The 21,133-nt window shown below is 61.8% G+C and carries 23 protein-coding genes; 11 read left to right on the forward strand and 12 right to left on the reverse strand.

The features are described 5' to 3' along the window. Positions 1-91: 91 nt before the first annotated feature. A complete protein-coding gene (locus tag ACEN8E_RS09820; protein WP_429368979.1) occupies positions 92-550 on the forward strand; it encodes a GNAT family N-acetyltransferase in 459 nt (152 codons plus the stop codon). Between the two features lie 20 nt (positions 551-570). On the opposite strand, the gene ACEN8E_RS09825 is transcribed toward ACEN8E_RS09820, so the two are convergent. Next, positions 571-2,073 carry an MltF family protein gene (locus tag ACEN8E_RS09825; protein WP_495592421.1) on the reverse strand — a complete coding sequence of 501 codons (1,503 nt, stop codon included), beginning with the start codon at positions 2,071-2,073 and terminating at the stop codon, positions 571-573. A gap of 190 nt (positions 2,074-2,263) precedes the next feature. Further along, a complete protein-coding gene (locus ACEN8E_RS09830; RefSeq protein ID WP_495592422.1) occupies positions 2,264-2,569 on the reverse strand; it encodes an NIPSNAP family protein in 306 nt (101 codons plus the stop codon). A 230-nt stretch (positions 2,570-2,799) separates the two neighbouring features. Here ACEN8E_RS09830 and ACEN8E_RS09835 point away from each other — a divergent pair, with 230 nt between their 5' ends. Further along, positions 2,800-3,462 carry an ATPase gene (locus ACEN8E_RS09835; RefSeq protein WP_495592423.1) on the forward strand — a complete coding sequence of 221 codons (663 nt, stop codon included), beginning with the start codon at positions 2,800-2,802 and terminating at the stop codon, positions 3,460-3,462. A 67-nt stretch (positions 3,463-3,529) separates the two neighbouring features. Continuing rightward, entirely contained in the window at positions 3,530-3,868 is a 339-nt protein-coding gene (locus ACEN8E_RS09840; protein ID WP_495592424.1) for a hypothetical protein, read from the forward strand. 134 nt (positions 3,869-4,002) lie between these two features. Here the strand turns inward: ACEN8E_RS09840 and ppk2 are convergent, their stop codons facing one another. Beyond that, entirely contained in the window at positions 4,003-4,920 is a 918-nt protein-coding gene (gene ppk2, locus ACEN8E_RS09845) for a polyphosphate kinase 2 (RefSeq protein ID WP_495592425.1), read from the reverse strand. Positions 4,921-5,097: 177 nt separating this feature from the next. Between ppk2 and ACEN8E_RS09850 the strand changes: the two genes are divergently transcribed. The 4 genes from ACEN8E_RS09850 (at position 5,098) to ACEN8E_RS09865 (ending at position 7,512) form a co-directional block, all read left to right on the forward strand. Then, the gene (locus ACEN8E_RS09850; RefSeq protein ID WP_495592426.1) at positions 5,098-6,027 is read left to right on the forward strand and encodes a Ppx/GppA phosphatase family protein; all 930 of its coding nucleotides are present in this window, start codon (positions 5,098-5,100) and stop codon (positions 6,025-6,027) included. A gap of 23 nt (positions 6,028-6,050) precedes the next feature. Next, positions 6,051-6,494 carry an arsenate reductase ArsC gene (locus tag ACEN8E_RS09855; protein WP_495592427.1) on the forward strand — a complete coding sequence of 148 codons (444 nt, stop codon included), beginning with the start codon at positions 6,051-6,053 and terminating at the stop codon, positions 6,492-6,494. A 62-nt stretch (positions 6,495-6,556) separates the two neighbouring features. After that, entirely contained in the window at positions 6,557-6,952 is a 396-nt protein-coding gene (locus tag ACEN8E_RS09860) for a DUF1801 domain-containing protein (protein ID WP_495592428.1), read from the forward strand. Positions 6,953-7,122: 170 nt separating this feature from the next. After that, complete coding sequence (locus ACEN8E_RS09865) at positions 7,123-7,512, forward strand: c-type cytochrome (protein WP_495592429.1); 390 nt, start codon at positions 7,123-7,125, stop codon at positions 7,510-7,512. Here the strand turns inward: ACEN8E_RS09865 and ACEN8E_RS09870 are convergent, their stop codons facing one another. Continuing rightward, positions 7,513-8,388, reverse strand: coding sequence for a LysR substrate-binding domain-containing protein (locus ACEN8E_RS09870; RefSeq protein WP_495592430.1), 876 nt, complete (start codon positions 8,386-8,388; stop codon positions 7,513-7,515). It lies immediately after the preceding gene. Positions 8,389-8,522: 134 nt separating this feature from the next. On the opposite strand from ACEN8E_RS09870, the gene ACEN8E_RS09875 reads away from it, so the two are divergent. Genes ACEN8E_RS09875 through ACEN8E_RS09890 form a run of 4 tightly spaced genes read left to right on the forward strand, consistent with a single transcriptional unit; the run spans position 8,523 to position 12,764 of the window. Continuing rightward, positions 8,523-9,575, forward strand: coding sequence for an agmatine deiminase family protein (locus ACEN8E_RS09875; protein WP_495592431.1), 1,053 nt, complete (start codon positions 8,523-8,525; stop codon positions 9,573-9,575). Positions 9,576-9,579: 4 nt separating this feature from the next. Continuing rightward, entirely contained in the window at positions 9,580-10,488 is a 909-nt protein-coding gene (gene aguB, locus ACEN8E_RS09880; RefSeq protein ID WP_495592432.1) for an N-carbamoylputrescine amidase, read from the forward strand. A 1-nt stretch (position 10,489) separates the two neighbouring features. Then, entirely contained in the window at positions 10,490-11,590 is a 1,101-nt protein-coding gene (locus tag ACEN8E_RS09885; RefSeq protein WP_495592433.1) for an extracellular solute-binding protein, read from the forward strand. 49 nt (positions 11,591-11,639) lie between these two features. Beyond that, the gene (locus ACEN8E_RS09890) at positions 11,640-12,764 is read left to right on the forward strand and encodes an agmatine deiminase family protein (RefSeq protein ID WP_495592434.1); all 1,125 of its coding nucleotides are present in this window, start codon (positions 11,640-11,642) and stop codon (positions 12,762-12,764) included. A gap of 132 nt (positions 12,765-12,896) precedes the next feature. Here ACEN8E_RS09890 and ACEN8E_RS09895 read toward each other — a convergent pair whose 3' ends face one another. The 8 genes from ACEN8E_RS09895 to ACEN8E_RS09930 form a co-directional block, all read right to left on the reverse strand. Further along, the gene (locus tag ACEN8E_RS09895) at positions 12,897-13,325 is read right to left on the reverse strand and encodes a nuclear transport factor 2 family protein (protein WP_495592435.1); all 429 of its coding nucleotides are present in this window, start codon (positions 13,323-13,325) and stop codon (positions 12,897-12,899) included. Positions 13,326-13,327: 2 nt separating this feature from the next. Then, complete coding sequence (locus ACEN8E_RS09900; RefSeq protein WP_495592436.1) at positions 13,328-14,062, reverse strand: SGNH/GDSL hydrolase family protein; 735 nt, start codon at positions 14,060-14,062, stop codon at positions 13,328-13,330. A gap of 6 nt (positions 14,063-14,068) precedes the next feature. Continuing rightward, positions 14,069-14,641, reverse strand: a complete 573-nt coding sequence (locus ACEN8E_RS09905) for a chorismate mutase (RefSeq protein ID WP_495592437.1) — start codon at positions 14,639-14,641, stop codon at positions 14,069-14,071. Between the two features lie 80 nt (positions 14,642-14,721). Further along, positions 14,722-15,012, reverse strand: a complete 291-nt coding sequence (locus ACEN8E_RS09910; protein ID WP_495592438.1) for a DUF7693 family protein — start codon at positions 15,010-15,012, stop codon at positions 14,722-14,724. Between the two features lie 194 nt (positions 15,013-15,206). Further along, entirely contained in the window at positions 15,207-16,769 is a 1,563-nt protein-coding gene (locus ACEN8E_RS09915) for an amino acid permease (RefSeq protein WP_495592439.1), read from the reverse strand. Positions 16,770-16,929: 160 nt separating this feature from the next. Then, positions 16,930-18,090, reverse strand: a complete 1,161-nt coding sequence (locus ACEN8E_RS09920) for an iron-containing alcohol dehydrogenase (RefSeq protein WP_495592440.1) — start codon at positions 18,088-18,090, stop codon at positions 16,930-16,932. A 3-nt stretch (positions 18,091-18,093) separates the two neighbouring features. Continuing rightward, positions 18,094-19,485, reverse strand: coding sequence for an aldehyde dehydrogenase family protein (locus tag ACEN8E_RS09925; RefSeq protein WP_495592441.1), 1,392 nt, complete (start codon positions 19,483-19,485; stop codon positions 18,094-18,096). A 7-nt stretch (positions 19,486-19,492) separates the two neighbouring features. Continuing rightward, positions 19,493-20,866 carry a glutamine synthetase family protein gene (locus tag ACEN8E_RS09930; RefSeq protein WP_495592442.1) on the reverse strand — a complete coding sequence of 458 codons (1,374 nt, stop codon included), beginning with the start codon at positions 20,864-20,866 and terminating at the stop codon, positions 19,493-19,495. Positions 20,867-21,133 lie beyond the last annotated feature (267 nt).

The raw sequence follows: 21,133 nt of genomic DNA on the forward strand, positions 1-21,133 counted from the left end.
CAGGGGGCACGGTGCTTTCAGAAAGTTTTACGTCGCAGTTCCGTTGCCATTGCTAGTCTGTAATTCCTTGAGACCGCAATGGAGCACCCTCATGGCTATTCAGGCCCTGCGCGCCGACGCATCGCATATCGACCAGATCGCCCCTTTGTTCGACGCCTACCGGATGTTCTACGAGCAGCCGTCGAACCTGGCGCAATCGCGCGCCTTCATCGCCGAGCGCATTGCCCGGGACGAATCGGTGATTTTTCTTGCTCAAGACAACGACGGCGAAAACCTCGGCTTCGTCCAGCTGTTCCCGACCTTTTCCTCCATCGACGCCCACCGCACATGGCTACTGGGTGACCTGTTCACCACGCCCGCTGCCCGGGGCAAAGGTGTCGGCACACTGCTGATGAACACCGCCCGGGACTTTGCCAGGCTTGCCGGCGGCAAAGGCATGACCCTGGAAACCGCCACCGACAACTTCACCGCCCAGCGTTTGTACGAGTCCCTGGGCTGGGTACGCGACCCCGGTTACTACACCTATTGCCTGGACCTGAAAAAACACTGAGCCGGACCGCCGCCCAGCCGTCATTGCTGAGCGGCGGCGGTTTTACTTGCCGCGTTTTTTTCCTCCACCAGCTTGTACGCCACGTAGTACTTGTAGATGTTGCCGACGTAATCCACCGTCTCGCGGCCCACCACCTGCGCTGCCGCCTGCTCGACATTGCCGAACCAGATGTTTTTATCCAGCCCGGATTTTTCCGCCAGGGCGCGGAATTTACGCAAGTTGCCCGGCCCGGCGTTGTAGGCGGCGAAGGTCATCAGGGTTTTGTTCATCTGGTTCAATTGCGGGTCGTTCAGGTACTTGTCGGCGAGCAGGCGCATGTACTTGCTGCCGGCCTCGATGTTCCTGTCGGCGCTCTTGTCGATACCGCCGATGGCCACCGTGGGATCATTGGCGGTTTTCGGCAGCAATTGCATCACGCCGACCGCGCCTCTGGGGCTCCGTGCCGTCTGGTCAAGCTGCGATTCCTGGAACCCCTGGGCCATCAGCATCAGGTGGTCGAAGCCGTAGGTGCTGGCGTGGCGGGTGAAGATGTCCACCATCTCCTGGAATTTCTTCATTTCCGCTTCGGATGTGGCATTGAGTACCCGTTTGCTGCTGTTGGTGACGTATTTGGTTCTCAGGCTGTTGCCGAACGTAGTGCCGACCTTGTGGGTTTTGACGAAGCTGGCCAATTGGCTTTTGAGCTGTGGACTGTCCTTGCGGATCGCCCAGGCAAATTGCGAGTTTTCATGCATGAACGCTTTGTCGTGGACTTTCATGTCGGTGTAGAGCGGCGACCAGATGACGGCGATGTAACGATCCACCACCGTGGCCTTGAGCAACCCGGCATTGACCATTTGCAGCAGGTCCTCGGACTCCAGGTTTTCATCGGCGGCCTTCAGCTCGATGGGGGTCAGGCCCTTGTCCTTGAATGAAGCGTTCAGCGCCTGTAGGTGCTCGTAGTAACTGCTCGATGCGCGGACAGTCACTTCCTGCCCGGCCAGGTCTTCGATTTTTGCAATGGGCTTGCTGCCAGGTCCGGTGACCAGCACTTCGGGGATGTTCACTGCAAACGGATCGGAAAAATCCACGGTTTTCAGGCGTTCGTCGGTGATGGTCAGGCCGCCGGCGGCAATGTCGCCGACACCCCTGGCCAACTTGGGCATCAGCTCGTTGCGGGCGGTCGGGATGAACATGACCCGCCATTGCATCGATTTTTTGGCGTAGGGCTGGGTCTTGTTCAGCCAGGTTTCCAGTCCTTTGCCCAACTCGTAGGTCAGGCCACGCTGGCGACCGCGATCGAGTTCGAAGAAAGTCTTGCTGTACGGCACCAGGATGCGTATCAGGCGGCGTTCACGCATGCCTTCGAAGTCGCCGAGCCAGTCCTCCGGCACCGGCAGCACCAGGCTCTGCACTTCGGCTTCTTCGGCTGGCGTCAGTTCGACCGCTGGCAGTTCGGGCAGGGTTTGCGCCAGGGCCGTATTCAGCCAGCACAACAGCATCAGCAAAGACAGATGGCGACAGCGACTCCACACATTGTTCATGTTCACTCACCCACGGGGCAGGGAGATCGGATTCACATTGCGGTTGGGCCAATGGCGGCCGGCATGGCGGTTCAGCGGCGACGAACAATTCGCCAAGGGCGCTCGCTATAGCGTAGTGCCAGCCATCAAAAATGCCGCCCGTGGGGGCGGCTTTTTTGACTGGTCAGGGCGGACCCATGACCGTTGCGGATCATCCGAACACCGGACGCAGAAACGAACGTTCATAGCTGAGGATGAATTTCCTCTCTTCGGCGTATTTGAACGCAGCGAGGCACTGCGGATCGTTCATCGACTGTTGCCGGTAATGTTCGTAATCCGCCAGGCTCGGGAAGGTAAACAAGGCCAAGGCGATGTTGTTGGCGCCTTCTGACGGCAAAAAGTAGCCGTGGTGCTGGCCGCCGAATTTTTCCACCAGGGGAATCCACAACTTGCCGTAGTGCTCGAAGGCGTCGAGCTGGTAGGGGTCGAGCACGTATTTCAGGTAGCAGGTCACCATTGTTTCGTTCCTTGATCCGGTTATGAGAGCAGTCGCCACTGTAATGAACCCTGGCTGCCTGGCACAGCCGTCTGTTCGACATTGACCGGTAAGTTTGCGCCAGATGCATGCGCCAGCGACCCCGCACTATTGGTTCAGTCAATAGTCACCATCAAGAATCGCAAGTTCTGTTTTTTCTGCAAAGGCGGAAAATCGCCTGCATTGAATACGCTGCTCAGGGAACCTGCGCGATGAAAATGTTGACCCGACTGGCTGTGATTGCCCTGTTGCTGGGCAGTGTTGCATCCACCGCATCGGCCTACGCCGAGGACGCGCCTGCCTGCCATCTGCCGCCCATCACCGGGAGCCAGGGCGGGTTGCAATACGGGCAGACGGTCGGGGTGCTCTACAGCGAAAACACCGTGGAAAACCTGCAATACCTTGAGCAGTACCACTCGGTTGCGGTGAACGGCGCGAAGAACGCACTGGATGCGCGGATTCGCCAGGCGTTCGTCAACAGCTCCGATCCGGACCTGGCCATCGACTGGCTGATGAGTTCGCTGCAGCACACCTTTGTGTCGGTGACGGTCTACGACAACCTCGATGCCCTGATGCAGGCCCACCCGGACGTGGTGGTGATGCTCGATACCCACAACCAGTTGCTGACCCAGCGTAACGACCGGGTCGAGGCGCGTTTCGCCGCGCGTTTTTACGACGCCAGCCTGCAATACATCGGCAAGGCCGAAGGCGCGGTGGAAAAACAATTGCCGTCGGTGTGGGTGCATGACAAGGCCGCGCCCGAGATTGCCGCGCAAATCGAACAGCAACGCGACCTGCAACTGACTGCATTGAAACAGTTCGATGCGTCGTTGAAGGCGCTGGTAACCGCCGGATTGACCGCAACAACAAATTAATCAGCCCGGCGTCCATTGAGCGGCGGGCAACCCAGACTACCGTTGATTTCTTTTCAGGACCTGACTCATGCGCGCTTTTTTCGCCACGACCCTGGTATTCGCCCCGTTGCTGCTGGCCGGTTGTGCCACTCCGAACAATCCGACGCTGACCTTGCAGACCACCAAGTCGCCGCAGGAGTACACCCATTGCGTGGTGCCGAAGTTGCAGCACGATGCGCTGGCGCCCACTGTCTCGCAGACCCAGCGCAGCTACCGGATCGTCGTATCCAGCAAAGTGGCGGCAGACAACGTGCTCGAAACCTATAAGGCCTCCAATGGCGGCAAGGTGTTCCTGTACGAGCGCAAGCTGCTGGCGTCGGCGTTCGTGCCGTCCGCGTTCGAGCGTGCGGCGCAGGAGTGTCTGTAAGCGCAATTTCAGGCAAAAAAAAGCCGCCGGGAGAGGCAGCAGAAAGTTAAAGCACGCATTGGATGGCCTGAGTATGGCGCCCACAACATGACGATTCGATGACAAGCCCCCTCGCCACAGGTCGTGTGTCGAGATTAGTAGATCTCCGGCACGATGATTTCCTGCGGTACAGGGCCGCGTGAATAGTCTTTCTGGCGAACGCGCTGCGGCAATTCGATCACAGGCAACTCGACTTCTTCATAAGGCATCTGGCTGAGCAGGTGATGAATGCAGTTGAGTCGGGCCTTCTTCTTGTCGTCGGCCTGCACCACCCACCAGGGCGCTTCGGCGATGTGGGTGCGTTCGAGCATGATTTCCTTGGCCTTGGTATAGGCCTCCCAGCGGCGGCGTGACTCCAGGTCCATGGGGCTGAGTTTCCACTGTTTGAGCGGATCGTGAATGCGGCTGAGGAAGCGCAGGTTCTGTTCCTGGTCGGAAATCGAGAACCAGTACTTGATCAGCTGGATGCCGGAGCGGGCGAGCATGCGCTCGAATTCCGGCACGGTGCGGAAGAATTCCTCGTACTGGTCGTCATTGCAGAACCCCATGACCTTTTCGACCCCGGCGCGGTTGTACCAGCTGCGGTCGAACAGCACGATTTCCCCGGCGGCGGGCAAGTGCGAAACATAGCGCTGGAAATACCACTGCGTGCGTTCGCGGTCATTGGGCGCGGGCAGGGCGGCCACCCGGCAAACCCGGGGGTTGAGGCGCTGGGTGATGCGCTTGATCACGCCACCCTTGCCGGCGGCGTCGCGGCCTTCGAACAGGATCACTACCTTGTGGCCGGTTTTCACCACCCAGCTCTGCAATTTCACCAGTTCGCCCTGCAGGCGAAACAGTTCGGCGAAGTAACGGCGCCGCGCCTCTTTCTCGCTGCCATCCTCGATGTGTTCATCGAACAGCGCGTCCAGGTTGTGTCCGTCTTCCGATAATTCCAGTTCCAGCTCTTCGTCACTGATATCGAGCAGCTCGCGGTGGATGCGCTGGATCAAGGTGTCCTGATTGGAAAGCATGGTGAGACACTCGCGTCATGGGTGGCACAGCCGACGTTAGTCACAGTTTGTTACGAAGTGGTGATGCCCGGTGGTGTCATCTTGGTGTCATCGAAGCAATGGCAAAATCCTCGCAATCCGTCTTGAGTGCCCGGCGACCGCCAGCCTGCCGGCAGATGAATGTGCAAGGAACCCCCTATGAAAGACGCCCCGCTGTTTGCCGCCATCGACCTGGGCTCCAATGCGTTTCGCCTGATGATTGGCCAGTCGGTGCGACGGAACCAGCAGATGGTCATTCAGGAAGTGAAAACCCTGCGTGAGCCGGTGCGTCTGGCCGAAGGCCTGCAGGGCGGGGCGCTCGATGAGTTGGCGCTGGACCGTGGCTGGCAGGCGCTGGCGCGATTCGGCAAGAAGTTGCGCGGTTTCGAGGCCGGGCGCGTGCGGGCGGTGGCCACCAGTGCCGTGCGCGAAGCGGACAACGCACCGCTGTTCCTGGCCAGTGCCGAGCGCCACCTGGGCTTTCGCATCGACGTCATTTCCGGTCACGAAGAAGCACAACTGGTCTACGCCGGCGTGGCCCACACCTTGCCGGCGCAGAGCACGCGGCTGGTGGTGGATATCGGCGGCGGCTCCACGGAATTGATCATCGGCCGTGGCGACCGGTTGCTGGTCACCGAGAGCATTGCCATCGGCAGCGGCACCTTCGGGGCGCATTACTTCCATGGCGGGCGAATCATCGCCGAAGCGCTGCTGGAGGCCGAACGCGCGGCCACGGTGCAGTTCGAGCGCATTGCCCGGCGTTACCGCGCCATGGGCTGGCAGCAGGCGATCGGGTCTTCAGGCACGGCGCGAATGCTGGCCAAGGTGCTCAAGGCCAATGGCCTCAACGATGACGGTCAAAGTGGCATCACCTACGGCGGCCTGTTGCGCCTGTCGTTGCGCCTGCTGGAAGTCAAACATGTGAAGCACCTCAGGTTGGCGGGGCTGCCCACCCATCGCCTGAGCATCTTGCCCGGCGGTCTGGTGTTGATGCTGGCGGCGTTCAAGGTGTTCGGGATCACGCATATGATTGCGTCTGAACCGGGTTTGCGGTTCGGCGTGCTGCATGGATTGATGAGCAAACACTAAAACCTGCCAGCCGAGGTAAACCCATGACCGACCCACGTCGCGTGCTGTTCGTCTGCGCTAGAAACGATGTCCGCTCACCCCTGGCCGAAGCCTTGCTTCGCCACACCGACCCTGCCGACTTCCGGGCCTTCAGCGCCGGGCTTGAGGCTACCGCGATCGACCCGCGCACCTTCGAATCCCTCGAGCACATCAATGTCGATGCCAGCGGCCTGCGCAGCAAGTCCCTCGAGGATTTCGAAGGCCAGGCGTTCGACTACGTCATCACCCTGTGCGACAAGTCCTCCGAAGAGGCCTCGCGCATGCCGTTCAGCGGTGAAGTGATCGCCTGGAGTTTCGAAGACCCGACCACCAGCGAAAGGCACGACCCGTTCCGCCATACCCTTCAGGAAATCGGCGACCGCATCAAAATGTTCGTCACGGTGAAAACCCGACAAGTGGCCCAGACGCCGTCAGTCAGCGATTGCTGACAAGCCTCGAACACCGTCTACCCTCATCGGTCATAACCCTCGTGAAGAAGGTGGAGACGGGTATGCAAACGGACAAGGTTGACTCAAACGAAGCCTCGGCGCTGATCGACGAGCGAATCCGCGAACTGGCCGACTGGCGCGGCGAAACCCTGGCCCGCATCCGCAGGATCATCCGCCAGGCCGACCCGCAAGTGATTGAAGAGTGGAAGTGGCGGGGCGTGCCGGTGTGGTCCCGAGCTGGCATCATTTGCACTGGCGAGACCTACAAACAAGTGGTGAAGATGACCTTCGCCAAGGGCGCTTCGCTGGACGATCCGGCGAAGCTGTTCAACGCCAGCCTTGAAGGCAATACGCGGCGTGCCATCGATATCCGCGAGGGTGAGTTGATCGATGAAAAGGCCCTGACGGCGTTGATTCAGGCGGCAATCGAGCTCAATACATCCCGATCAAAAAAATAATCCAGTACACAGAACCCTTGTGGGAGCGAGCCTGCTCGCGAATGCTTACTGATATTCAGCATCAATGTTGGCTGACACACCGAATTCGCGAGCAGGCTCGCTCCCACAGGGAATGCACAAGGCTGACGGTCATGTTCCAATAGCCGGTATTGGAAAACTGGAAACGGACCATGAAGAAACTCGCCGCACTGACCCTCGCCTCGGCGCTTACCGCCGGCCTGTTCAGCACACCCGCCCTTGCCGCAGGCGATGTACAGGCCGGGGAGAAAGTGTTCAAGCGCCTCTGCAGCGGCTGCCATCAGATCGGCGAATCGGCTCGCGCCTTCTTTGGCCCGCAGCTCAATGGCGTGATCGGTCGCCATTCCGCCGTGACCACGGACTACGTGTATTCCGATGCGATGAAATCAGCCAACCTGGTCTGGGACCGCGAAACCCTGATCGCCTACCTCGAAGCACCGAAGAAGGTCGTCCCCGGCACCCGCATGATTTTCTGGGGCCTCAGCGACCCGGAAAAAATCGAAGACCTGCTCGCCTACCTGCAAACCTTCCCGGCGCAATAATCACGCCGTGGCCTGCTGGTCGGCCGCCAGATTGTCCACCAGCCATTCGGTGAAGGCCCGCGCCATCGGGATGTTCTCGCTGTCACGGTGCGTCAGCAGCGCCCAGTTCGGGCCGCGGATGGTTTGCTCCACCATCGGCTGCAACAGCCCGCTGGCCCGCGCCTGCCGACTCAGCAACTGGCTCACCAGCGCAATGCCGAGCCCGCTGCAGGCCGCGTCCAGCAGTAAACCCGGATCGGAAAAATTCAGCCCCTGATCCATCTGCCCCACATCGATTGCCGATTCCACCGCCCAGTGGCTCCAGTCCATTTCCCGTTCGCCATGCAGGGTGGTGCGCTGTTCCACGGGCACCGCCAGCAGGCTCGGGTGACACGCCGGGTAGAGGCGATCGGCGTGCAGCACCTTGAAGCTGCATTCGGCCTGGGAACTGATGTCGTCGCGCACCGCCAGGTCGATGGTCTGGCTGGCCATGTCCGGCACTTCATCGGTACTGAAAATCCACAGGTCGACCTGCGGATGCTGCCGACGGAAATCCCCCAGGCGCGGCAACAACCAGTGCCGGGCAAACGCCGGGGTGGTGTTGAGCACCAGTTGATTGGGTTTCTGGTATTGCCCCAATCGGCGAATGCCCACCGCCAGTTGCTGCAGCAGCGCCTGGGTGGTGCTCAGCAAGTCGTGACCGGCATCGGTCAGGCTGACGCTGCGCCCGCTGCGATAGAACAGCGGTTGTTCAAGGTAAGCCTCAAGGCTGCGGATCTGCTGGCTGATCGCCGATTGGGTGAGGTGCAGCTCTTCGGCGGCCTTGTGGAAACTGCCCAGCCGGGCGGCGGCTTCGAAGCCGCGCAGGGTGCTCAGGGGCGGCCAGTGTTTGAGCATATCGATAAGTTCCTCTAATCAGTTGCCTGCAAAATCCATCGTTTGTTTGCCCGTTTTACCAGTCGTAGCATGCATGCCAAGACCACCAAGGCCGTTTTCATTGAACACAATGACTTAACTCAGAGGTACTTGTCATGCAGCAGAACGCAATTCAAAACAGCGGTTGGATGATGCCAGCCGAATGGGTCACCCACGCCGCCACCTGGATGGTCTGGCCGCACAACAAGACCCTTTGGGAGTCCGGCTGGCGGGTGACCCTGGCACAGGTTCAAGAGGACTTCGCCCGCGTAGCCAACGCCATCGCCCGTTTCGAGCCGGTGAAACTGGTGGTCGATCCTTCGGCGGTCGCCAGCGCCAAAGCCTTGTGCGGGCCGAACATCGAGTTGATCGAATTGGCGGTCAACGACAGCTGGTGCCGTGACTCCGGCCCGAGCTTCGTCTGCCACCCGCAGCAAGGCCTGGCCGGCGTGAGCTGGCGCTTCAATGCCTGGGGCGGCAAGTCGGCCCACGATCTGGACGAAAGCCTGGCCCGCCGCGCGCTCAACCATCTGGGGCTGGAGTGTTTCGGCACGGCGCTGAGCAACGAGGGCGGTGCGATTCATGTGGACGGCGAGGGCACGCTGATCACCACCGAGTCGGTGTTGCTCAACCCCAATCGCAATCCGGGCGTGACCAAGGCCGAGATCGAAGAGATCTTCAGCCGTCTGCTGGGCGTGAAGAAAACCATCTGGCTGCCGGGCGATCCGGACTACGTGACCGGCGACATGACCGACGGTCACGTCGACGGCGTGTGCGCCTTTGCCCGTCCCGGCGTGTTGCTGGTGGACGCCACCCACGACAAGCAATCGGTGTACGCTGAAGTGGCCCGCGAGAACCGCCGCGCCCTGGAGTTGGCCACCGACGCCCAGGGTCGCAAGTTCGAGCTGATCGAACTGTATGAAGCCAGCGATGCGGTGGACACCGAGGCCGAAGTGTTCTGCGCCTCCTACACCAATTTCTACATCGCCAACGGCGCGATCATCATGCCGGCCTATGGCATCGGTGCCGACAACGTCGCGGCCCAAGTGTTGGCGCAGGCGTTCCCGGGGCGCGAAGTGGTGCCGGTGCGGATCAACCATCTGGCCCATGGCGGTGGCGGTGTGCATTGCATCACCCAGCAACAGCCGGCCTGGCCGGTGCGGGGTTGATGCCATGACACTGCTGACTATCGCCACCACCCAGATGCCGTGCACCTGGGACCTCAAACACAACCTCGACCAGGCCGAGCAACTGGTCCGCGAGGCCGCGGCCAAGGGCGCGCAGGTCATCCTGTTGCAGGAGCTGTTCGCCACGCCGTATTTCTGCATCGAGCAACACCACAAACACCTGGCGCTGGCCGAGGAGTACCGCGACAGCCACGTGCTCAAGCGCTTCGCCGCGCTGGCCGGGGAATTGGGAGTGGTGCTGCCGCTGAGCTGGTACGAGAAGGCCGGCAATGCCTACTTCAACTCACTGAGCGTGGCCGACGCCGACGGGCGTCTGTTGGGTGTGTACCGCAAGACCCACATCCCCAACGCCATCGGCTATCAGGAGAAGGAATACTTCAGCCCCGGCGACAGCGGTTTCCGGGTCTGGGACACCGCGTTCGGGCGCATCGGCCTGGGCATCTGCTGGGACCAGTGGTTCCCCGAAACCGCCCGCTGCCTGGCCCTGATGGGCGCCGAAGTGCTGCTGTTCCCCACGGCCATCGGCTCCGAGCCGGGCTGCGCAACGCTGGATTCACGCGATCATTGGCAGATGACCATGCGCGGCCACGCCGCCGCCAACCTGCTGCCGGTGGTGGCCGCCAACCGTGTCGGCCGGGAAGCGGCGACCACCGACCCGACCCTGCAAATGAGCTTCTATGGCTCGTCGTTCATCTGCAACCACAAGGGCAAGTTGCTCGCCGAAGCCGACCGCGACAGCACCGGCGTGCTGGTCCACAGCCTGGACCTGGCGGCCATGCGCGAAGACCGCCTGACCTGGGGCATCTACCGCGATCGCCGTCCGGAAATGTACGGCGCCTTGTTGACCCAGGACGGTCGTCAGATCCATTCACGCTGGGCAACCCAAGGGGTGTGACATGAACACGATCAACAAGCTGTGCCTGGCCATGGGGCTGGCGCTGACCTGTGCGGTGCCTGCGCTGCACGCCGAGGAGAAAACCCTGCGGCTGTACAACTGGGCCGATTATTTTGCCGAGGACACCCTCAGCAGGTTCACCGCCGAAACCGGGATCAAGGTGATCTACGATGTCATGGATGGCAGTGAAACCCTGGAAGCGAAAATGCTCGCTGGCGGCAGTGGCTACGACCTGATCTTCCCCGGTGACACTGTGGCCGAGCGCCTGATGCGCGCCGGCAGTCTGCAGCCTCTGGACCCATCAAAAATCACCGCCCTGAACGACGTCGAGCCCGGATTGCAAAAGCTGCGCTCGCACTACGAGCATTCGAGCAAGGCCACGGTCCCGTATACCTGGGGCACCATCGGCCTGACCTACAACGCCGAGCAGATTGCCAAGCGCGCACCGGACGCACCGGTCGACAGCCTGGACATGCTGTTCAAACCGGAACTGGCGGCGAAGTTCGCCGACTGCGGCATCTCGATGATCGACTCGCCGGACGAGGTACTGGCCGTGGTACTCAACTACCTCGGCCGCGATCCACGCAGCGCCAAGCCGGCGGACCTGGCGGCGGCGAGCGAGCTGCTGATGAAACTGCGGCCGTACATTCGCAAGTTCCAGTCGCAACCGGTGACCGATCTGGTCAATGGCAACCTGTGCGTGTCCCTCGGCTACAGCGGTGACATGACCCAGGCGCAGCGCACGTCTGACAGCGCCGGCAAGAAAACCACCTTCCACTACCGCATTCCCCGCGAGGGCACCACGGTGTGGATGGACACCATGGCCATTCCCGTCGACGCGCAGCATCCGGAGTACGCCTACGCATTCATCAACTTTGTGATGCGCCCGCAGAACATGGCGGCCATCAGCAACTTCACCGGCTATCCGACCTCCAACGCCAAGGCGCGGCCGGACGTCGATGCCGCGATGCGCAACAACCCGGACATCTACCTCGATGAAGCCACCTACGCGCGGCTGATTCCCGGCAAGGACATCCCCCAGTCCGACATGCGGGCGCGCATGCGCACCTGGACCAAGTTCAAAACCGCTACCGTTAAATGATCACCGGCCGGCCCCAGGGCCGGCCACACCCGAGATATCAGGAAAATACATGCCGACACGTCGAACATTCATCAAGCAGGTATCGCTCGTCGCCGGACTGGGCGCGCTGGCGTCCATGGGATTGGGCTTTGCCTCCCTGCCGGTGCGAGCGGCCGTTAAAGGCAACTGGTACATGCCCGATGAAGGGGACAAACACCAGCGGGCCTTCATCGCCTTCGGCGCACAGGCGGCGATCTGGGAGGATTTCACGCCCCACGTGCAAGACGCCCTTGGCCGGATTGCCCGCGCGATAGCTGAATACGAGCCGGTCACCGTGTTCTGCCGTCAGAGCGAACGGCGCCTGGCCGAAGCCAAATGCGGCAGCCACAACACCACCTTCGTGATCGCCGAGCTGGACGACATCTGGATGCGTGACATCGGCGCCAATTTTGTCGTCGATGGCAACGGCGACCTCGGCGCCGTGGACTTCAACTTCAACGGCTGGGGCAACAAACAGCAGCATGAGGAGGATGCGCAACTGGCCGCCCGGGTCGCCGGAGACGCCAAGGCGGATTACCTGCGCAGCGAACTGGTGGGCGAGGGCGGTGGCATCGAAGTGGATGGCCACGGCACCGGGATCATGACCGAAAGCAGCTGGATCAACCGCAATCGCAATCCGCACTGGAGCAAGGCCGAGGTCGAAGCGGAACTGAAAGAACGGCTGGGCCTGCGCAAAATCATCTGGCTGCCGGGGATCAAGGGCAAGGACATCACCGACGCCCATGTCGATTTCTATGCGCGCTTCGTCAAACCCGGCGTGGTGATCGCCAACCTCGACAACGACCCCGAGTCCTACGACTACAAGGTCACCCGTGCCCACCTGGAAATCCTCGAAAACGCCACGGATGCCGATGGTCGCAAGTTGCAGGTGCATACCGTGTCGCCGCCGCTCAACCCGCGCAACAGCCGGTTCAGCAAGGACAACCCGGATTTTGCCGCCGGCTACATCAACTACTTCGTGATCAATGGCGCGATCATCGCACCGCAATTCGGCGACAAGGAAGCGGATGCCAAAGCCTTCGACCTGCTGTCTGAACTCTACCCGGACCGCGAGGTGGTGCAGCTCGACATCGACGCGATCTCCGCGGGCGGAGGCGGCATTCACTGCGTGACCAGTCACCAGCCGATGGTGTGAGATACCCACCACCGAACCTGTGGGAGCGAGCCTGCTCGCGAAGGTGGCATCCCAATCGATATGGATGTCGACTGACAAACCGCTTTCGCGAGCAGGCTCGCTCCCACAAGGGTATTCAGTGAATCAGATAAATCAGGCCTTGCTTGCCTTCAGGTAAGCACCGAGGCGCCGCCCCATTTCCTCACCCAGCGCCTGCAAGCCACTGAGCGGGCGCACCATCACTTCAAACTCGACAATCTTGCCGTGTTCGTTGAAGCGGATCATGTCGATGCCCTTGAGCTCTTTCTCGCCGACTTTGGCGCTGAATTCGAGAATCACGTTCAAGCCATCCGCCGTGGCCAACTCACGGTGATAGGCAAAATCCTCGAACACGTTCACCACCGTGTTGAGGATCATCGACACCACCGGTGCTCCCGGATACGGCGTATGCGCCATCGGCGAACGGAACACCGCCTGCGGATCGAGCATATCGGGCAAGGCGCTCAAGTCGCGCTTGTCGATCATCGCGTGCCACTGCTTCAGGGACGCTGCGACGTTGGGGTTCAGGTTCAGCTCGGACATCTTCAACTCCTGTTTTTTATTGTTGTGGTGCGAAAACGTTGGTCGATCACCCTGGCGGCATCGTCAGCCCATTGACGGTAGAGCATCGGCCCCGGATGAAAACCATCGCTGGCCATCAAGCCCGGTTCCGGTGCCAGCGGAGTGCTCAGCAGCGTACATTGATCCACGCGTGCGGCCAGATCCGCAAGATGTGCATTGAAACGGCGCGCCCGGAACCCCAGAAACCAGCGCAGCGGCTGCGGCAGGGCGGGGAACAGGTGCATGGGCGGAAGCGGCGACAGCACAATCTGCCTCACCGCGAATCTGTCGCATAACAGCGCGATCAATCGCTGTTGCCGCGCGAGCCACTGATCAAGGGAGAGTGAACTGGTGACATCGTTGACGCCAATCGACAAAAGCGCCACATCGAACGGCTCCGGGGCGTGCTGTTCCAGCAGCTCCAGCAACCCTTGCGAGTCCAGACCGGAGCGCGCCAAGAGTTTCCACGACACCTGATATTCCTCGGCCAGGCGCTCCACCAGCCGACCGCTGAGGGCTTCACCTTGAGTCGCCGCACCCACACCGGCAGCGGCACTGTCGCCCACAATCAACAAGCGCAGAACGTCGCCGCTGCCAGCCTCGCCCAGGCGTTCACCTTCGGCCTCCGGCAACCTGGGCGTCACCCGCCGCGTGTACAGGCCCTGCACCAGCAGCAACGGGCCGAGCAGGATTTTGGCGAGGGTTTCTGTGCGGCTCATCTGACTTTACCGCCCCACGATACACAGCTCTCCGGTCGCCCGAATCAACGCCTGGTCACGCAGGTCATCCTTGATCAGCGCGGAACGTTCGGTGGCCAGCCACTGCGGGCAGTTCGGGTCTTTGCGGTAGGGCAGGAAATCGGCGTACTGCTTGAGCAGCAGGTTTTGCAGCTTGTCGAGCTTCGGCCGGATTTCGTTGTTGAGGTCCGGCCGTGATGTGTCCGGCGCCTTGTGCGCAACTTGCCATTGCGCGAGCCGGCCGTATTGCACCAGTTTGCTGGCCTCGATCTGGGCGGCGATCAGGTCGGCGACGTCGTCGGGGTCGAGCCCGCGCTCGGCCGCCTGCTTCCTGGCGTTGGCGATGACTTGCGCTTCCCGGGCGTTGTCCTGGACCGGTTTGCCGCTGTCCCATTTGGTCAGCGCTACCAGTTCACTGATGTTCAACCGCTCATTCATCGTTGTCAGCAAGGGTTGCAAGGTCTCGGGCGCCGGGGGCATCGTGCTGGCCTGGGCACCGCCAGCGAACAAAGCGAGCAGGGCACAGGCCAGCCAGTGCGGCAGGCGTGGGGAACGGGGCATGGGCAGAGTCTCCTTGGACGCAAAATCACTGCGGCTTGTGTATCACAAGTGCGGCCAGGGAACGACAGGTTGCGCAGGGTTCAGGCCAGCAGTCGTTCGATCTGCGCCAGCTCCCAGGTGCTGAGCAAACTCACCGGGTCGGTGCCGAAGCGCTGCCCGCTGTCGAATGCATACTCGCGACCATCGGGGCTCTGGCCGTGCAGGCAGTGGCGCAGGTGGCCGGCGTCGACGTCGAGCGTCAGGCGCCAGCCGTCGATGTCGACCTGTACAGGATTCGACGCACTGTGTTCATCGAGAGACTTGAAGGTGCGAATGCCCTGGGCGGCATCGCGCAACTGTTGGTAAACCTCGCGGGCGGTGAGGGTAGGCACTGGTGTCTCCGGTGTGAAATCGGAGGGCACAGGATAAATCATCGCCATACAAAAAAGCCCGGCTGATGAGGCCCGAACCCTGTAGGAGCGAGCTCGCTCGCGATGGACTCAAGAGCGCCGCGTTTGGCCAGTAAACACGCGTTATCGTTAACGACCATCGCGAGCAAGCTCGCTCCTACAGTGCAGAGCAGCCATCAACCTGCGCTTTGTTTGTTCAACGCCGCTTCCGCCGCAGCAATTTCCGCCTGGCGCTTGACGATCACGTCGCCCACTGGCGGCCCCTGGAAGCGTCGAGCCTCAAACCCGAACCAGACGATGGCGGTCAGGATCAGGAAGCCGATGGTGATGTACAGCGCCCAATCGTTCGGTGGCTGGATGCCGATGACGAAAATGATGATCATCGAAAGGACCGAGAGGATGGCGAACACCGAGTACCAGAAGCGCCCCATGTTCCATGGCCCCATGGTCGGCCACTTCGACGTCCCGTAGGTAAACAGGCCGAGCACGATGGGGATGGCGAAGGAGAAGAACAGGAAGATCACCGTGCAGGACACCACGATGGTATAGACCGGCGTTGCCCCGACCGAGATCACCGACGAGCCCCAGTCGAACAGCACGGCCAGGGTTGCACCGGTCCAGATCGCCGCCACCGGGCTGCGAAAGGTCGGCGACACCGAGGCCAGCGCTTTCGAGCAAGGCAGGCCGCCATCCCGGGAGAACGCAAAGATCATGCGCGAAACCGAGGTCACGGTGGCCAGTCCGCAAAGCACCTGCGAGATGAAAATCGCCACGTACAGCACATCCCGAAGCAACGGATTCACTTGCGTGTTCATGGCCCAGAAAAACACATTCCAGCCTTGCTTGGCCGCCTCGTCCATGCTCGGCAGCATCAGCACGAAGGCGCTGAGCATCAGCCAGCCGAACAGCAACGACCAGACCACCGACATGACCATGCCCCGGGGCACCGACATGGCCGCATTGCGGGTTTCCTCGGAGGTATGCGCAGAGGCGTCATAGCCGGTGATGGTGTAGATCGGCAGCAGCAGGCCGAGCATGAAAATCCAGCCATTCGAGACCTGCGGCCAGACGCTGCCGCCCACCTCGCCGGAATAGTTGCTGAAGGTCCACAACCGGGCGAATTCATAGCTGGGCGCCGAGATCAGGCAGACGATGGTCAGCGCCAGCGCCGTGGCGAAGATCAGGTAGCCGGAGAAGTCGGTGAGCTTGGCGGTCAGGCCGATGCCCAGGTGGTTGCACAGGGCCTGCAGGCCGGTGAGGATCGCCAGGAAAATCACCCTGACCGTGGTCGTGTCCTCCATGCCCAGCGCCGGTCCGAAGGCACCGAAAAAGAAGTAGTAGGTGCCGACGTTGATCGCCCCGAGCACCGTGACCAGCCCCAGCAGGTTGAACCACGCGGTCAGCCAGCCCGTGAAGCGGTTACCGAGAATCGAGCCCCAGTGATACAGGCCGCCAGCGGTGGGGTAGGCCGAGGAAATCTGCGCCATGGCCATGGCGAACACCCCGGAGATCAGGCAGCCGATCGGCCAGCCGATGCCGATGGATATGCCCCCCGCGCCCGAGGTGCCCTGGGCCAGCGAGTTGATGCCACCCGAGAGGATGCAGATGATCGAAAAGGAAATGGCAAAGTTGGAGAAAACGCCCATTCGTCGCGAGAGTTGCTGGGCATAGCCCATGCTGTGCAGCACCTTGACGTCCTCGTCGTGGGCGTCGGTGCCGGGCTGGCTTGCTGGGTTCATGATGTGTGCCCCTTCAGGTTTTGGACAGGCCGAACTGAGCCGCCGTAGGCTCGACCTTGGTTTTCTGTAGGAGCGAGCCTGCTCGCGATGAACGTCAACGATGACGCGGGGAGCCTGACACCCCGCGTCATTCTCAAGTCCATCGCGAGCAAGCTCGCTCCTACAGACGGCCGTGAAACGCCGCGTCGAAAATCCTTGCCACACCGTCCCGGGTCAATGGCAGCGGGTTGCCGCCGGCGGAGGGGTCGACAATCGCCATGTCCGCGATCAGGTCGGCCTGTTGGTCATCCACACCCAGTTCAACCAGGGTATGGGGCACGCCGATGTCCTTGCGCAGCTTGAGGACGAAGGCCTGGAAACTGTCGAACCCCGGGGAGGGCAGGCGCAGGTACGCCGCCAGGCGGGTGATGCGCTCCTCGATGGCCGCGCGATTGAACTGCAGGACATAGGGCATGAAGGTGGCATTGGTCATGCCGTGATGGGTGTCGTACAGCGCGCCCACCGGATGCGACAGCGCATGCATCCCGCCCAGGCCTTTCTGGAATGCCGTGGCGCCCATCGCCGCCGCTGCGAGCATTTGCGCGCGCGCCTCAAGGTCCGACGGCGTGTGTACCGCCTTCACCAGTGCATTGGCCACCAGGCGTATGCCTTCCACGGCGATGCCATCGGCCAGGGGGTGAAAGCCGGGGGCGCAGTACGCTTCCAGGCAGTGGGCGAATGCATCCATGCCGGTGCCGGCGGTGATTTTGGCCGGCATGCCGACGGTGAGGGCCGGGTCGCTGATCACCACGCGCGGCATCATTTTCGGGTGGAAGATGATGCGCTTGGTGTGGGTGCGTTCGTCGATGATCACCGCCGCACGACCGACTTCGGAACCGGTTCCCGCCGTGGTCGGTACCGCAATGACCGGGGCGATGCGGCTGTCGTCGGCGCGGGTCCAGTAGTCGCCGATGTCTTCGAAGTCCCAGACCGGGCGGGTCTGGCCGCTCATGAAGGCAATCAGCTTGCCCATGTCCAGGCCACTGCCGCCGCCAAAAGCGATCACGCCATCGTGCTTACCGGCACGCCAGGCGTCGAGCCCGCCGGCCAGGTTGGCTTCCACCGGGTTGGGCTTGAGGTCACAGAACAGCGCCACGCCAAGACCGGCGGCGCGCAATGCGTCCAGCGCCGCCGTGGTGATCGGCGCGCGCGCCAGGCCGCTGTCGGTCACCAGCAACGGCCGCTGGATACCCTGGCTGCGACAGACGTCGGCCAGCTCGGCGATGCGCCCGACACCGAATCGAACGCTGGTGGGGTAGCTCCAGTTTCCTGTCAGGTTCATGGTCTACACCTCGTGACGCAGATGAAAGGATTTGGCGCGGGTCAGGTGCTCGTAGCCCAGTGGCGACAGCGTGACGCCGCGCCCGCTGTGCTTCACGCCGGTCCAGGCCAGTGCCGGGTCGAGGTAATCGCAGCGGTTCATGAACACCGTGCCGGTGGCGATCTCGTTGCCCAGGCGTTCGGCCGCTGCGAGGTCTTGCGTCCATAGCGAGGCGCTGAGCCCGAACGGACTGTCGTTCATCAAGGCGATGGCTTCATCGTCATCGGCCACTGGCATGATGCCGACCACCGGACCAAAGCTTTCCTTGCGCATCACCGACATCTTGTGGCTGACACCGACCAGCACCTGTGGCGCAAGATAGGCGCTGCCCGGCGTATCTGCGGCAAATGCCTTGGGATCGATCAGCGCCCTGGCCCCCAGCTTCACTGCTTCGGCGATCTGTTCGCGAACGAAATCGGCTGCGCCGGGCGAAACCAATGGCCCGAGGGTGGTGGCTTCGTGCAGCGGATTGCCCAGCACATATTGACGGGTCAAGGCGACGAAGCCTTCGACAAAGGCCGGGTAAATGGCCTGGTCGACGTAGATGCGTTCGATGGCGCAGCAGCTCTGCCCGGAATTGAAGAAGCTGCCGTCCACCAGGTTCTCCACCGCATGGTCGAGATTGGCGTCAGTCCGCACGTAGGCCGGATCCTTGCCGCCGAGCTCCAGGCCCACACCGATGAAACGCCCCGTGGCCGCGCGTTCCATGGCTTTGCCGGCATCGACCGAACCGGTGAAGTTGACCTGCTGTACCCGGCCCGAGCCAATGATCGCAGCGGTCTGCCGATGATCGAGCAGCAGGTTATGGAACAGGCCTGGCGGCAGGTGGGCCAGACGCATGGCCTCGGCGAAGCGCTCGCCCACCAGCAGTGTTTGCGACGCATGTTTGAGGATCACGCTGTTGCCGGCCATCAATGCCGGAATGATCGTGTTCACCGCCGTCAGGTAGGGGTAGTTCCACGGGGCGACCACCAGCACCGTGCCCAGCGGCTCGCGCTTGATGTAGCGCCGGAATCCCGCCACGGGTTCCGGCTCCACAGCCGTCAGGACCTGCGGCGCGATAGCGATCATGTGCCGGGCGCGTTCGGCAAAACCGCGCAATTCGCCGGCGCCATAACGCACCGGGCGGCCCATCTGCCAGGCCAGCTCCGGCACGATGTCCGCCTGCATCGACAGCATCGCGTCCACTGCGGCCGTGCAAAACGCCGCGCGTTCGCTCAGTGAGCGGCGTTGCCATGACGCCTGTGCGCTGGCAGCGGCCGTCAGCGCGTGCTCGATTTGGGCCGCATCGGCCACCTCGCGTTCGACGTACACCCGGCCATCGACCGGGGAGATCAGTTGAACCTTCGCCGTCATGATGTTCTCAATAGCGCTCGAAGCCGCGCTGCAATTCCCAGTCGGTGATTCGCCGGTCGTACTCTTTCTGCTCCCACTCGGCGGTGTGCACGTAATGGTCGACCACCTCATCGCCGAACGCCTGGCGCAACATGTTGGAGGCCTTGAGGGCGGCACTCGCCTCGCGCAGGGTCTTGGACACTTCCGGCAAATGCTCGTCCAGATAGGCGTCACCTTCGAACGGCGGCGCGAGGTCGAGCTTCTCGTCGATACCGGCCAGGCCAGCCGCGATCAAAGCGGCGAAGGCCAGGTAGGGGTTGAGGTCGGCGCCACCGATGCGGCATTCGATGCGGATGGCCTTGCTGCCTTCGGCGCACAAGCGAAAGCCGGCGGTGCGATTGTCGCGGCTCCACACCGCCCGCGTCGGCGCAAAAGTGCCAGCCTGAAAGCGCTTGTAGGAGTTGATGTAGGGCGCGAGAAAGCAGGTGATGTCGTTGGCGTACCTGAGCTGCCCGGCGACCCAGGCACGCATCAGTTTCGACATGCCGAACTCGGCTTTGACGTCGAAGAACAGCGGTTTTTTGGCGTTCTTGTCCCACAGCGAATTATGGATGTGACTGCTGGAACCGGCGGCGTCGTAGCGCCACTTGGCCATGAAGGTGATCGCCTTGCCCTGCAACTGCGCGATCTCCTTGCAGGCGTGCTTGATGATGACGTGGTGGTCGGCCATGGTCATGGCATCGGCGTAGCGGATGTTGATCTCTTCCTGGCCCGGGCCCCATTCCCCCTTGGAGTTTTCCACGGGAATGCCCGATGCCTGCAAATGCTTGCGAATCGCCCGCAGCACCGGCTCTTCGCGGGTGGTCTGGAGGATGTTGTAGTCCTCGATGTAATGGCCGGCGGTTTTCGGTTTGTGATAGTTGCGCTTGTGGATCGCCTCGTAGCTTTCATCGAACAGATAGAACTCGAGTTCCGAGGCAAACATGCCGGTATAGCCGCGCGCGTGCAGACGCTCGACCTGTTTTTTCAGAATCGCCCGAGGGCTGTGGGGCAGGTCCTGGCGATGGTGATGATCGAGCACGTCGCACAGCACCAGCGCCGTGCATTCAAGCCAGGGCACGCGCCGCAGGGTGGACATGTCGGGCTTGAGCACGAAATCGCCATAGCCCTTGCTCCAACTGGCTGCGGCGTAACCCGGCACCGGCTCCATGTCGATGTCATCGGCCAGCAGGTAGTTGCAGCAGTGGGTTTCTTCGTGGCCGCTGTCGATGAAAAACTCGACCTGGAATCGTTTGCCGACCAGGCGTCCCTGCATGTCGACCATGCAGACCAGCACGGTATCGATTTCGCCGGCAGCCGCGGCACGCTTGAGTTCATCAAAACTGAGGAGGGGCTCGGTCATCACGTCAATCCTGCGTGAAAGGTTTGGGCCAGTCTGAGATCGCTGTTGCAGACGCTCTCCAGAAACACCCAATACCTGCAGAACCGAGCATCATGAGCAACGAGTTGATCAAAGCTTAGCCTACCGTTGCAAATTGTGAGTTTTGCCAGGTGAAAGCCAAGGCACGACCGGGCCCCCTGTAGGAGCGAGCTTGCTCGCGATGGTCGTTAACGATTACGAGGGGCTACTGGCTAATCGCGGTGCTCTTGAGTTTTTCGCGAGCAGGCT

The sequence above is a fragment of the Pseudomonas sp. Pseusp9 genome (assembly GCF_059491265.1).

What these genes read in the sequence shown, in the direction of transcription:
- ACEN8E_RS09820 (WP_429368979.1), top strand. Translation starts at nt 92, where the DNA reads ATGGCTATTCAGGCCCTGCGCGCCGACGCATCGCATATCGACCAGATC.
- ACEN8E_RS09825 (WP_495592421.1), bottom strand. Translation starts at nt 2,073, where the DNA reads ATGAACAATGTGTGGAGTCGCTGTCGCCATCTGTCTTTGCTGATGCTG.
- ACEN8E_RS09830 (WP_495592422.1), bottom strand. Translation starts at nt 2,569, where the DNA reads ATGGTGACCTGCTACCTGAAATACGTGCTCGACCCCTACCAGCTCGAC.
- ACEN8E_RS09835 (WP_495592423.1), top strand. Translation starts at nt 2,800, where the DNA reads ATGAAAATGTTGACCCGACTGGCTGTGATTGCCCTGTTGCTGGGCAGT.
- ACEN8E_RS09840 (WP_495592424.1), top strand. Translation starts at nt 3,530, where the DNA reads ATGCGCGCTTTTTTCGCCACGACCCTGGTATTCGCCCCGTTGCTGCTG.
- ppk2 (WP_495592425.1), bottom strand. Translation starts at nt 4,920, where the DNA reads ATGCTTTCCAATCAGGACACCTTGATCCAGCGCATCCACCGCGAGCTG.
- ACEN8E_RS09850 (WP_495592426.1), top strand. Translation starts at nt 5,098, where the DNA reads ATGAAAGACGCCCCGCTGTTTGCCGCCATCGACCTGGGCTCCAATGCG.
- ACEN8E_RS09855 (WP_495592427.1), top strand. Translation starts at nt 6,051, where the DNA reads ATGACCGACCCACGTCGCGTGCTGTTCGTCTGCGCTAGAAACGATGTC.
- ACEN8E_RS09860 (WP_495592428.1), top strand. Translation starts at nt 6,557, where the DNA reads ATGCAAACGGACAAGGTTGACTCAAACGAAGCCTCGGCGCTGATCGAC.
- ACEN8E_RS09865 (WP_495592429.1), top strand. Translation starts at nt 7,123, where the DNA reads ATGAAGAAACTCGCCGCACTGACCCTCGCCTCGGCGCTTACCGCCGGC.
- ACEN8E_RS09870 (WP_495592430.1), bottom strand. Translation starts at nt 8,388, where the DNA reads ATGCTCAAACACTGGCCGCCCCTGAGCACCCTGCGCGGCTTCGAAGCC.
- ACEN8E_RS09875 (WP_495592431.1), top strand. Translation starts at nt 8,523, where the DNA reads ATGCAGCAGAACGCAATTCAAAACAGCGGTTGGATGATGCCAGCCGAA.
- aguB (WP_495592432.1), top strand. Translation starts at nt 9,580, where the DNA reads ATGACACTGCTGACTATCGCCACCACCCAGATGCCGTGCACCTGGGAC.
- ACEN8E_RS09885 (WP_495592433.1), top strand. Translation starts at nt 10,490, where the DNA reads ATGAACACGATCAACAAGCTGTGCCTGGCCATGGGGCTGGCGCTGACC.
- ACEN8E_RS09890 (WP_495592434.1), top strand. Translation starts at nt 11,640, where the DNA reads ATGCCGACACGTCGAACATTCATCAAGCAGGTATCGCTCGTCGCCGGA.
- ACEN8E_RS09895 (WP_495592435.1), bottom strand. Translation starts at nt 13,325, where the DNA reads ATGTCCGAGCTGAACCTGAACCCCAACGTCGCAGCGTCCCTGAAGCAG.
- ACEN8E_RS09900 (WP_495592436.1), bottom strand. Translation starts at nt 14,062, where the DNA reads ATGAGCCGCACAGAAACCCTCGCCAAAATCCTGCTCGGCCCGTTGCTG.
- ACEN8E_RS09905 (WP_495592437.1), bottom strand. Translation starts at nt 14,641, where the DNA reads ATGCCCCGTTCCCCACGCCTGCCGCACTGGCTGGCCTGTGCCCTGCTC.
- ACEN8E_RS09915 (WP_495592439.1), bottom strand. Translation starts at nt 16,769, where the DNA reads ATGAACCCAGCAAGCCAGCCCGGCACCGACGCCCACGACGAGGACGTC.
- ACEN8E_RS09920 (WP_495592440.1), bottom strand. Translation starts at nt 18,090, where the DNA reads ATGAACCTGACAGGAAACTGGAGCTACCCCACCAGCGTTCGATTCGGT.
- ACEN8E_RS09925 (WP_495592441.1), bottom strand. Translation starts at nt 19,485, where the DNA reads ATGACGGCGAAGGTTCAACTGATCTCCCCGGTCGATGGCCGGGTGTAC.
- ACEN8E_RS09930 (WP_495592442.1), bottom strand. Translation starts at nt 20,866, where the DNA reads ATGACCGAGCCCCTCCTCAGTTTTGATGAACTCAAGCGTGCCGCGGCT.